The sequence below is a fragment of the Nostoc sp. genome (assembly GCF_036917275.1).
GTDB lineage: Bacteria > Cyanobacteriota > Cyanobacteriia > Cyanobacteriales > Nostocaceae > Nostoc.
In genome coordinates this window covers 107508-119835 of the sequence record NZ_JBALDF010000057.1, presented here as the reverse complement: position 1 = coordinate 119835, position 12328 = coordinate 107508, and the positions used below count along the sequence as shown (strand labels likewise).

General features: G+C 43.3%; 8 protein-coding genes and 1 pseudogene. 5 read left to right on the top strand and 4 right to left on the bottom strand.

Annotation, left to right across the window (positions count from 1 at the left end):
* Positions 1-120 precede the first annotated feature (120 nt).
* Both V7K35_RS22385 and V7K35_RS29785 read right to left on the bottom strand, forming a co-directional pair.
* A pseudogene (locus tag V7K35_RS22385) lies at positions 121-339 on the bottom strand (Uma2 family endonuclease); the annotation flags it as partial.
* Positions 317-607 (bottom strand): hypothetical protein, encoded by a 291-nt coding sequence (locus V7K35_RS29785; protein ID WP_442939754.1) that lies wholly within the window; start codon positions 605-607, stop codon positions 317-319. The pseudogene V7K35_RS22385 and the gene V7K35_RS29785, both read right to left, overlap by 23 nt.
* A gap of 143 nt (positions 608-750) precedes the next feature.
* On the opposite strand from V7K35_RS29785, the gene V7K35_RS22375 reads away from it, so the two are divergent.
* From V7K35_RS22375 to V7K35_RS22360, 4 genes are all read left to right on the top strand, one after another.
* Complete coding sequence (locus V7K35_RS22375; protein WP_335081721.1) at positions 751-1509, top strand: sucrose-phosphate phosphatase; 759 nt, start codon at positions 751-753, stop codon at positions 1507-1509.
* Positions 1509-2141 (top strand): Holliday junction branch migration protein RuvA, encoded by a 633-nt coding sequence (gene ruvA, locus V7K35_RS22370; protein WP_334975071.1) that lies wholly within the window; start codon positions 1509-1511, stop codon positions 2139-2141. The genes V7K35_RS22375 and ruvA overlap by 1 nt, the downstream gene beginning before the upstream one ends.
* A gap of 37 nt (positions 2142-2178) precedes the next feature.
* A complete protein-coding gene (gene bioF, locus V7K35_RS22365; RefSeq protein ID WP_335081719.1) occupies positions 2179-3342 on the top strand; it encodes an 8-amino-7-oxononanoate synthase in 1164 nt (387 codons plus the stop codon).
* 382 nt (positions 3343-3724) lie between these two features.
* Positions 3725-8776 (top strand): PAS domain S-box protein, encoded by a 5052-nt coding sequence (locus V7K35_RS22360; protein ID WP_335081717.1) that lies wholly within the window; start codon positions 3725-3727, stop codon positions 8774-8776.
* A gap of 24 nt (positions 8777-8800) precedes the next feature.
* Here the strand turns inward: V7K35_RS22360 and V7K35_RS22355 are convergent, their stop codons facing one another.
* Both V7K35_RS22355 and V7K35_RS22350 read right to left on the bottom strand, forming a co-directional pair.
* Positions 8801-9409 (bottom strand): hypothetical protein, encoded by a 609-nt coding sequence (locus tag V7K35_RS22355; RefSeq protein WP_335081715.1) that lies wholly within the window; start codon positions 9407-9409, stop codon positions 8801-8803.
* A gap of 140 nt (positions 9410-9549) precedes the next feature.
* Complete coding sequence (locus tag V7K35_RS22350) at positions 9550-10137, bottom strand: thylakoid membrane photosystem I accumulation factor (protein ID WP_335081713.1); 588 nt, start codon at positions 10135-10137, stop codon at positions 9550-9552.
* A gap of 744 nt (positions 10138-10881) precedes the next feature.
* Here V7K35_RS22350 and V7K35_RS22345 point away from each other — a divergent pair.
* Positions 10882-12219, top strand: a complete 1338-nt coding sequence (locus V7K35_RS22345; protein ID WP_335081711.1) for a Mur ligase family protein — start codon at positions 10882-10884, stop codon at positions 12217-12219.
* Positions 12220-12328 lie beyond the last annotated feature (109 nt).

Genomic DNA, 12328 nt, shown 5'->3' with positions numbered 1-12328 from the left:
CCGAAATAACAAATGGGTTCGCCGAAATAACAAATGGGTTCGCCGAAATAACAAATGGGTTCGCCGAAATAACAAATGGGTTCGCCGAAATAACACAACCCAACCTACGAATCAAGACAATCCGCCACAGGCTGCATAAATTAATAAAATGGCATCAGGCTGGGGTTCGTTATCTAAATCCAGCCGCACAGTTGGATTATCGCCTAATCTGACACCAGGCGTAGCTACTTTATAATTTCCCAGCCAAATCATCAAATTACCATGCGTTTCGGCGTGGGGTTCAAAACGCAAAGGTGATGCCACGTAAACAACTCCTTCAATCAATTCGGCTTTCTTGAGTAGGACTTACGCAAAAATTGCCAACTTCGCTTAATTTATCGAACCGCCAAGACGAGGCAGTGCGCCCTTGCGGCTCTGCCGACTTGAAGCAACTGCCGTGCCAAGAGCGCCGAGAATTCGTAAAGTGTGCGTAAGTCCTATTGAGGTTAGGCATGGCATTGTAGCGGCGCTCAAATTCTGGGCGAGTCAGGCGATCGCCACTCTCAAGAGACGGAATGGATGAGGGAGAATTGGTTGGAGTCGGATGTTGTCCAGAGGTGTTGATCACGAAAGCAGGCGGTAGAGGTGGTTAAGACGCATTACAGCGTCAGGACTGAGCAGATCAATTGATGGGCGGTTGTGGGGCGTTGCTAAATAAGTGCAAAAAGGACATAAACTTTTTGATGGTAAAGCGAAGCATAAGAGGTGGTTATGGCTAAATTTCTTTTTGTAACTGACTTGGATGACACCCTCGTGTATCGCACCGTGGGCGATGACAGCGCTTTACCAGAACTAAATCAACTGCTCAAGAGACATCGCCAAGAATACGGCACGAAAATTGTTTATGCTACTGGGCGATCGCCTGTACTTTACAAAGAACTCCAAGCTCAAAAAAATCTTTTGCAACCCGATGCCCTTGTTCTTTCTGTGGGTACAGAAATCTACCTTGATGGTACTGATACTCCAGACTCAGGTTGGTCAGAAATGCTATCTCCAGGATGGCAACGGGAAACAGTATTATTTATTACTAGAAAATATCCTGAGTTAATTCAGCAACCAGATTCAGAACAGCGTCCCTTTAAAGTGAGTTTTTTCTTACAACAAGAGGCATCTGTAAGTGTGATACCACAACTTGAGGCGGAGTTGCAGAAAAATAAATTAAATGTAAAGTTAATCTACAGTAGCGGAATAGACCTTGACATTGTACCCCATAGCAGCGATAAAGGTCAGGCAATGCAGTTTTTACGCCAAAAGTGGAAATTTGCAGCAGAACAAACAGTTGTCTGTGGTGATTCAGGTAATGATATTGCTTTATTTGCTGTAGGCAACGAACGAGGCATCATTGTGGGGAATGCCCGCAAAGAGCTACTCCAATGGCACAATGAGTATCCCTCTGACTACCGCTACCTGGCTTCATGTTTTTGTGCAGGTGGAATTATTGAAGGCTTAAATTATTTTGGTCTCTTGTAATGATTAGTTATCTAAAAGGTATAGTCGCTGGTATCCAAACAATTGGCGCTAATCGCGTGATTCTGACTCTGGAAGTTAATGGCTTGGGGTATGATTTGCAAGTTCCTCAACGGCTAGCAAACCAGTTACCAGAGTCGGGAGGAGTGACGCAAATTTTTACCCATTTCCAAATTCGCGAAGAAGTGCCCTTTTTATATGGCTTTGCTTCGCCATCCGAACGCGATTTATTTCGCCACTTGCTGACTGTCACCGGTATTGGTGCAGCCTTAGCGATCGCCCTGTTGGACACTCTGGAACTACCAGATTTAGTCCAAGCAATTATCGCTGGCAATACACAAATCTTAATTCAGGCTCCCGGTGTTGGTAAAAAAATCGCCGAACGCATCTGTTTGGAACTGAAAAGCAAGTTAGTCGAGTGGCGCAAATCAGCCGGGTTCTTCGTCGCCACAGGTGGCCCAGCACCCGGAATTCTCGAAGAGGTGCAAATGACCCTCTTCGCCTTGGGATATACTGCCCATGAGGTCAGTAACGCCCTGCATGTGGTGAGTGAAGATATCGGACTACCCAAAGACGCCTATGTAGAAGATTGGATTAAACAAGCGATCGCTCATCTCAGTAGCGAACAAGTTTAATTGTCATTAGTTATTAGTTATTCTTCCCCAATGCCCAATGCCTACTGACCCTTATGCCTGGCTAGAACATTCCTTAGCAACAATTCATCGGGCTGACTGGTATCGTTCAGTACAAACAATCCACGGTCATCCAAGTGCAACGGTGGTTCTAGCTGGCCAAAAGGTAATTAATTTTGCCAGTAATGACTATTTGGGATTGGCTGGGGATGAGCGGTTAATGGCAGCTGCAACTGCTGCGATCGCAGAATTTGGAACTGGTAGTACTGGTTCTAGATTACTCAGTGGGCATCGACAATTACATAGGGAATTAGAGGAGGCGATCGCATCTACCAAACAAACAGAAGATGCCTTGGTATTTAGTTCAGGGTATCTAGCCAATTTGGGTACAATTACCGCCCTTGTTGGCAAGCGTGATTTAATTTTATCTGACCAGTACAATCATTCCAGTCTGAAAAATGGGGCGATTCTTAGCGGTGCAGCAGTTGTGGAATATCCGCACTGTGATCTTGCAGTACTAAAAATCCAGTTGAGTCAACAACGGCAAAATTACCGACGCTGTTTGATTCTTACTGATACTGTCTTCAGCATGGATGGCGATTTATGCCCGTTGCCAGCATTATTAGATTTAGCTAATGAGTTTAGCTGTATGCTGCTAGTTGATGAAGCTCATGCCACTGGGGTACTAGGAAAAACTGGCGCTGGGTGTGTCGAATATTTTGGGTGTACAGGAAAGCAGTTAATTCAAGTTGGTACTTTGAGTAAAGCTTTGGGTAGTTTAGGCGGGTATGTGGCGGGAAGTAGCGCCCTAATTGACTTCTTGCAAAACCGCGCACCCACTTGGATTTACACCACTGGGCTTTCACCTGCTGATACAGCTGCGGCCTTAGCAGCAATCAAGATAGTGCAACAAGAACCGCAACGCCGTGCCCAATTGTGGCAAAATGTGCATTCCTTGAAAAATTTGCTGCAACAATTACCTAATCTAAAATTACTGCCTTCAGAATCACCTATATTATGTTTTCAATTGCCCAGTGCGACAGATGCTCTCAAAGCTGGAAAACAGCTAAGAGATGCTGGCATTTTTGCTCCAGCAATTCGTCCTCCCACAGTGCCCACAAGTCGGATCAGAATATCTTTAATGGCAACTCATGAAGCAGCACATATTGACAAATTGGTAGCAGTGCTGAAGGATATCTCTTGACTCGTGAGCTTCTAAGTAAGTGGGTAGAAATAAACCAAACTATATTACGCAATATAAAATTAATTAAATCGGAACGTAGAAAGCGACTCCAATTTAATTATTCACGCCCACTTACTTATAGCAATCTTAAACAGCATCTCTGACTTATTTGAGAAGTTAGGGATTCTATAGCTTTGAATTTTTATAAATCAAACAGGATTGCTATATATAATTAACGATAATTTTTGACTTTTAATACTATATTCTTGAAGAATTAGCTTCTAACAAAAGAGGTTATTAAAACTAAAGAAAAATCTATCTGTGGATAATTACTAAAATATACAAACTAGCTTAGGGTATGTACAGCCGCTGCAATAAGTATTGGTTAAACCAAGACATTTTCATGCCCCATATTCATTATTCCCAGTTACTGCGTTATGGCATTGTTGTATTGATTGTCGCACTTACATTAGTGCCAATGTTGATACTAGACCCTTGGTTCAGCATGAGTGGAACTCCTTTCTTGCTGTTTTTTAGCGCTGTAATGGTGAGTGCTTGGTATGGTGGTTTTAAGTCAGGGCTGTTAGCAACTTCCTTGTCTGCGTTACTGAGCGATTACTTCTTTCTCCCTCCAGTTTATGAATTGAGTTTGGACTTATCCAATTTGGTGCGAATTGTATTCTTTGGATTACAAGGATTACTCTTTAGCATCTTATGTGAGGTATTAAAGACTGCTAAAAAATTGGCTGATGGAAATCTCCAAAAGCTGAAAGTTAATGAGGAGCGATTTCGATTAGCGTTAAGCAGTTCAGATATCGTAGTCTTTCAACAGGATCGCGATTTGCGATACCAGTGGATTCATAATCCTCAAGGTTTAGACACTACTGAGGAAATGTTAGGAAAGTCTGATGATGAATTATTTCCAGTAGTAGCAGAGAAATTGAGGGCAATTAAGCTGAAGGTACTAGAGACTGGTGTTGCAACCCGTGAAGATGTTTATCTGACAATTGGTGGAGAAGATCGTTACTATGATTTGCTGGTTGAACCGCTAAGGGATGCAGACAATAGCATTCAGGGTATTACCTGTGCAGGTGTGAATATTACTGGGCGCAAACAGGCAGAATTAGAAACCGCCAGGTTGCATCAAGAACTTCAGCAAGCTATTGGGCAAAAAGACGAATCTCTGGCGTTGCTTAATGCTTGGGTTACTAGTTCACCAGTGGGGCTGGCTTTTCTCGATACTGAACTTCGCTATGTTCATGCTAATGAAGCGCTAGCCGCCATTAACGGTGTACCACAAAGTCAACATATTGGTCGTACCTTTAGGGAAGTACTACCAAAATGGGCAGCGCAAATTGAGCCTGTTTTTGAACAAGTAATGAAAACTAGGCAATCCTTGCTTAACCAGGAAATGAGCGGTGATTATCCGCCTGGGGTGTATCGTTATGCTCTTATCAGCTACTATCCAGTGTGTTTGCCCGATGGGCAGTTGTTGGGAGTAGGCATTAGTTCAATTGATATTACTCAACTCAAACAAACTGAGCAAGCACTGCAAGAAAGTGAAGCGAAGTTTCGCAGCGTAGTTGAGTCAAATATGATTGGTATTGGCTTCTGGGATAGAGACGGTAGGATTACAGAAGCGAACGATGCCTTGCTGAATATGGTGGGTTATACCCGTAAAGAATTACTTGCCGGAACACTTCGCTGGCAAGACTTGACTCCTACAGAGTACGTGCCACTCGATAAGCAAGCACTGACTCAATTTCAAGACAACCCCTTTTGCACACCCTATGAAAAGGAATATATCCGTAAAGACGGCTCACGCTTCCCGATTTTGATCGGTGCTAGCCATTTTAAAGGGACTATAGATCGAGGAGCTTTTTTTATTCTCGATACTACAGAGCGCAAGCAGGCTGAGGAAACACTCCGCTATATCGGCGAAATTAGTAGTGTACTCTCTACTTCGCTAGATTATGAACAAACATTACAACAGATTGCCAAAATTTCAGTTCCCCACCTAGCTGATTGGTGTAGCGTTGACATTTTAAATGAAGATGGTTCCATTCGCCGCCTACCTATTGCTTATGCAGACCCATCTAAATCGGAGTTGGCGCATAAACTTCAGGAGTATGTGACAAATTATCAGGTTGCAAGTGCAATTACTAGAGTACTGCAAACCGGGCAAAGCGAATTAATCTCAGAGGTATCTGACTCGCTATTAGTGGCAACTACTCAAAATCAGGAACACTTAGAACTTGTTCGGCAATTGGGGATGAAGTCTGTGATGATTGTGCCATTAATCGCACAAGGGCGAGTCTTGGGCTGCATCAGCTTTGTCATTGCTCAATCAGACCGTTGCTACGATCGCTCTGATTTAACTTTAGCAACAGATATTACCCATCGTGCTGCCTTAGCAGTGGAAAATGCGCGACTTTATCGAGATATCCACCAGGCTTTAGTCCACTATGCCGAATCTCTATCTCTTCTAGATGCGCTCTTAGGAGCTGCTCCTGTTGCAGTATGCTTTTTGGATCGGGAATTACGATATATCCGAATCAATCAAGTTTTTGCTGAGATTAACGGTTTGACCATAGAAGAACATTTAGGACGCAAATTTGGGGAAGTGTTGCCAAAGATGGCGGCTGAGTTGGAGCCACTCTTACAGCAGGTGTTGGATAGTGGAAAACCTCTGCTGAATGTAGAAATTAGCGGTGAGACAAGGGGGCAACCCAAACGTTACGCCTACTGGCTGGGCAACTATTACCCAGTCAACAACACAATGGGCCAAACGGTAGGAATTGGAATTATTCTGGCAGAAGTGACAGCAGCAAAGCAAACAGAAGTTGCTTTGCGGGAAAGCGAAGAAAGGTTCCGGGCAATGTTTAACCAGGCAGCTGTGGGCATTTCTCTAACAGCATTGGATGGACGATTTCTGCAAATTAATTCTGCTCTGTGCGAAATTACTGGGTATAGCCATGAAGAGTTAATTCAAATGAACTTTCAGGAAATTACCCACCCTGAGGACTTAGAAGTTGATTCGGAGAATGCTCGGCGAGTTTTGGCACAAGAAATTAGTGATTATTCCTTAGAGAAGCGCTATATCCGCAAAGATGGTTCCATTGTTTGGGTAAACCTAACTTCATCAGCAGTTTGGGATGTTAATCGACTTCCAAAGTATGCATTAGGCATTATTGAAGATATTAGTAAACGCAAACGAGTTGAAATTACACAAAACTTTTTAGTTGAAGCCAGCACCTTACTAGCCGCCTCATTGGATTATGAAATCACCTTGGAAAGTGTGGCTAATCTAGCAGTTCCTACCCTAGCTGACTGGTGTATTGTAGATGTTTTCCAGGAAGATTGGTCAAGTGAACAAATTGCGATCGCAATTGCTGATCCCACAAAACAAAATACTTTAAACGAAATCCAACGGCGTTACCCATCCCAAACCAGAGCAAAACAGCTTGTGCAGCAGCTAGGACTGGGAATATCTGTTTTTTATCCCGAATTATCTGAGTCTCATCTTGTCCAGATGGCTCAAGATGATCAACATCTGCAATTGCTGCGAAGTCTGGGTATTCATTCTCTAATGGTGATTCCAGTTCGTTCCCGTGGGCAATTATTTGGAGCAATCTCTTTTTTTACAGCCGAATCAGGTCGGCACTACAAACAGACAGATTTGGCAATAGCCGATGATATTGCTCGTCGGGCGGCGACAGCCATCGACAACGCCAGACTCTACCAGGAAGCTCAACAAGCAAAACAGGCAGCTGAACGGTCTGTCAATCGCACGCTACTTTTACAAAGAATAACTGCTGCCCTCTCGGAAGCGCTAACTCCGCAGCAGGTGGCTGATGTAGTGGTGAATCAAGGGATTGCCGCCTTGGAAGCCACTGCTGGTTCTGTTGTCTTACTTAATGAGGGAGGTACTACCTTAAAAGTTGTCCAAGCAATTGGTTATCTGCAATCACTCATAGATACCTGGACAAATTTTCCGCTCACTGCACCTAACCAAATAGCAGAAACAGTCAGAACTAAGCAGCCTATTTTTTTAGAAAATTTAGCAGTCATGAATGCTAAATATCCGAACTTAGCAGATGCTGTGGCTCTCACAGGGAATAATGCCTGTGCTTCCATTCCCTTGATAGCAGAAGGCAAAGTAATTGGGGCACTGGGATTAAGCTTTGCCACTGCACAAATATTTAACGAAGAAGACCGGGGATTTATGTTGACATTGGGCCAGCAGTGTGGCCAAGCGATCGCTCGCGCTCAACTTTACGAAGCTGAAAAGACTGCAAGGGCACAAGCCGAGACAGCCAACCGAATTAAGGATGAATTCCTCGCTGTCCTTTCCCATGAACTCAGAACTCCTTTGAATCCTATTTTAGGATGGGCAAAGTTACTCAGAACCCGCAAGTTTGACGAAGCCAGTACAATTCGGGCATTAGAAACAATCGAGCGCAATGCCCAGTTACAAACCCAATTAATTGGAGATTTACTTGATGTTTCGCGGATTTTACAAGGTAAAGTAAACCTAAATCTCTATGCAGTGGATTTGAGAGTGCCGATCGCAGCTGCACTAGAAACGGTGCGTTTAGCAGCAGAAGCCAAGTCAATTGAAATTCAAACAGTGTTGAGTAATGATATCGGCAAAGTTCTAGGCGATGGCGATCGCTTACAACAAGTTATGTGGAATCTCCTCTCCAATGCCGTTAAATTCACACCCACAGAAGGACGAGTAGAAGTGCGTTTAGAGCAAGTTGGGTCAGATGCTCAAATTCAGGTGATTGATACAGGTAAGGGAATCATCGGAGAATTTTTGCCTTACGTATTTGACTATTTCCGACAAGCAGATGCCAAGACAACCAGGATATTTGGCGGACTAGGATTGGGACTGGCAATTGTGCGTCATATAGTAGAACTTCACGGTGGTACAGTTCAGGCAGAAAGTCTGGGAGAAGGACAAGGGGCTACCTTTACAGTCAAACTACCTTTACTCAAAAATTCTGAGTTGCGAGTCAGCAGGGCTGAGGCTTCTCAACCAGAACTCAGTACTGAGGACACATTACTTGCTGGAGTGCAAATCCTGCTGGTGGACGATCAAGCTGATGTGCGAGAGTTTTTTAGCTTTGCGCTAGAACAATATGGAGCAACTGTAACAGCAGTTGAATCAGCCGCCCAAGCGCTGGAAACATTAGCCCAATCAAAGCCAGATATCCTGTTAAGCGATATTGGAATGCCCTTGATGGATGGTTATATGTTGGTGCGCGAGGTGAGAAAATTACCGCCAGAGTTAGGGGGGCAAATTCCTGCGATCGCTCTGACTGCTTATGCTGGAGAAATTAACTACAACCAAGCAATGGCAGCAGGGTTTCAAAAACACCTACCTAAACCCGTTGAAGTAGGGGATTTAGCTACAGCGATCGTCAGTTTGATCGGGCAAAATCAACCTTGAAGGATGACAAAGGGAAAGGTTTGATCAACCAATGGGGCGATTACCAGGATTGACTGCATGAATATATTCACTACCAGATCGCGGTCTTCCTCGTTTATAGTAGGCTTCTTCCGGTTTACCCCATCCTAACTGCAAAATCATTTCCAAAAAGTTAGAATTTTCCCACTTGCACAAACTTGCCCATTCTGTTCTTTGAACAATTCTCTCTACATCAAATGTGAGAATTTGTTGGTATTGTTTACTATTATTGAAGCTCAAGTATAAATCCATCCCCATAGAGACTTGATGCCAAAATTCGATGATGGAACTTTTAGCAACTTTTAATATCTCTAAGTCACTGGTGAGGGCTATTAGCTCAGTATTTACTTGGGGATAGTTCAACTTTTTATCTTTGACTGTTACCTCCCGCCAGATAATACCTGAAACTTGATTTTCTTTTTGATAGTCGTGAATTGCAGCTTTGAAATCTTGATAGGCTGTGAATTGTTGCAGCCCATCAGTTCTGATAAACTGGTCAATTACAGGATTGCCAGAGACTGTAATTTCTAATTTTAGGCGTTTTCCGTTGAGGCAAGCTTGGCGTTCGGCTGCCAAAATTTGAATTAGCTCCTGGGTGGTGTAAACCTTTGACATCAGAATACACTTTATACGGGACTATAGATTAACTTCCTAAATGGTTAACACAGATATTCTAATATTATGCTTTTACATCAGTAGAAATGTAGTAATAAGCACGAAAAGTTAAGGCAGACCAATTTGGTCTACCCCATAAGTTATCTAGCTAACTCACTACTGAACTCATTGAAAGCTCGCCGCTTGAGCATTGCTGTTTCTGTGCGTGGTAACAAATCAAATATTTTGCGAAATTCATCGTCTATATCTTCAAAAGGTACTTGACCCTTTTTATTCAAAACTACCTGACCTGATTTATTAAACACTAAGACTTGAGGAACAGTCCCAGAATAGTAATATCCTGGTTCTGTAGGGTCGTAGGTCTGTTTAGGTGGGATACTATCTACATTAATAGGCATAATTTCTGCTACCCGACCATAGAATTCCTGTACCCGTGAAATGGAAATGGCATATCTTTTGGAATCGCTGCTGTCATCCAGATAAAAGGCCAAAAATATGGGTTTATGTTCCGCTAAAGTCTGTGCAAGTGTCTGTCTGGGAGGAACCAATGAACCATTGCCAGCATAAACGACAAAGATGTTGCCATCATATAAATCATTATTGAGACCAGCATATGCAGGTTGCATACTTATAATGAAAAGACTTGCAAGCAACAACAAGCATTTGGACAGCAACCTTCGCCAGCCAGTAATTTGTTTATGTAAAAAAAGAAACTTTGTGCTATTCATCAAAAGGAACCTTGCAAGCTACTACTTGTCGTGAGTTTGTGCTGAATTCGGCAAACTGGGCTGGATATGTAATTATGCCCGCGCACTATTTTTTAAGATAACGCCTACTGAGATTATCTCTCGTAAGTGGGGAGTAGGGAATCCGGGAAGAGTTAGAACTTAAAGTGTTAGCGTCAAAGCCTCAAGTCTCGACCTCAAAGCCTCAAGTCTCGACCTCAAAGCCTCAAGTCTCGACCTCAAAGCCTCAAGTCCCAACCTCAAAGGCTTAAATCTCGACCTCAAAGGCTCAAGTCTCGACCTCAAAGGCTCAAGTCTTGACCTCAAAGCCTCAAGTCCCGACCTCAAAGGCTCAAGTTTCGACCTCAAAGGCTCAAGTTTCGACCTCAAAGCCTCAAGTCCCGACCTCAAAGGCTCAAGTGTCAGCCTCAAAGCCTCAACTTTCGACCTCAAAGCCTCAAGTTTCGACCTCAAAACCTCAAGTCTCAGCATCAAAGCTTCAATCTCTCATTTCTCCACTCCCCCCTCATCCCCTGCATCTTGATTTTCTTCCCTCGTTCCCCTCGTTCCCATGCAGAGCATGGGAATGCATTCATCGAGCCTCTGGCTAAATGTCTGACTGGAGGCAGCAGCCCCTAACTTGATGTCAAGGCTGGCTTTTTCAGCCAGGATTCGCTAAACTCACGCATATTAAATTTGCAATTAAATACTTTCAATTAGCAACCGCCAGAAGACTAGGATACCAATGTGGGAAACAAAATTCAATTCATAGATAGGCTGCGATTGGGTTTCGCGGTGTCAGTGGCAAAAAGTGTGACGTTTATAGTGCGATCGCTCCGTCTGGGTGCTGCTAGTGTATTACCAGGCTCGATTGCTCGTCGCATTGAACCCCGACTCTTACAATTATTGAGTCAGCAAGTTAAAAACGGGGTGATTTTAATTGCTGGTACTAACGGCAAAACCACTACAGCACTGCTTTTATGCACAATATTAGAACGCAAGGGTTATCGCATCGCTCATAATTCTACAGGTGCAAATCTAGAAAATGGCTTGATAAGTGCGCTGTTGGAAACCACCACTTTGTTAGGTACACTAAATGTTGATTACGCCATTTTAGAAGTGGATGAAAATATTGTCCCAAGAGTATTAACGCCACTCCAGCCGCGAATTATTCTCTGTTTAAACTTGTTCCGCGACCAACTCGATAGGTACGGAGAAGTAGACACAATTAGTAAGCGTTGGACAAAAGTTATTTCTACCCTACCACCAGAAACGGTAGTAATTCCCAATGCTGATGACCCAACTTTATCTAACCTCGGTCAGCAGTTATCTCAACGGGTGTTATTCTTTGGTTTGAATGAACCAGAACATTATTTAGAAGCTATTCCTCACGCTGTTGATTCTATCTATTGTCCCAAATGTGGACATTCCCTAGATTACAAGGGTGTTTATTTGTCTCATTTGGGAGATTTTACTTGTCCCAAGTGTGGTTTTAGTAAAAGTAAACCAACTCTCGAAAGTAGTGAATGGTCGCAAATTCTTGTTGGTTTGTACAACAAATATAATACTTTAGCTGCTGCTACTGCGGCTATTGAATTGGGAGTTGATCAAGCAACAATTAGAGATACTATTAATAGTTTCCAAGCTGCGTTTGGTCGAGCGGAAGATTTAGTAATTAACGGTAAACGGGTGCGGATTCTGTTATCAAAAAATCCCGTGGGAACGAATGAAACCATTCGCGTAGTTACTCAAAGCACAGATAAAACCACACTACTAGTATTGAACGATCGCACACCCGATGGCACTGATGTATCCTGGATTTGGGACGTGGATACCGAGAAATTAGTCGAACGTGGAGGGACTTTAGTAGTGAGTGGCGATCGCGTCTATGATATGGCACTACGTCTACGTTACAGCCAAAAGTCCCCTGAAAGTAACTTAAATTTAATAGTCGAAGAAGATTTACGACAGGCGATCGCAACTGCATTAGAGCATACACCAGAGAATGAAACTTTGCACATTCTCCCTACCTATTCAGCGATGTTAGAAGTGCGAGAAGTCCTGACTGGGCGGAAAATTCTTTAAATTGGGAACTGGGTATTGGGAACTGGGTATTGGGAAAAGGCACACACACAGAGGTGCAAAGGAGTAAAGGAGAGATTCTTTTAGGACTTACGCACACTCTACGATTCTT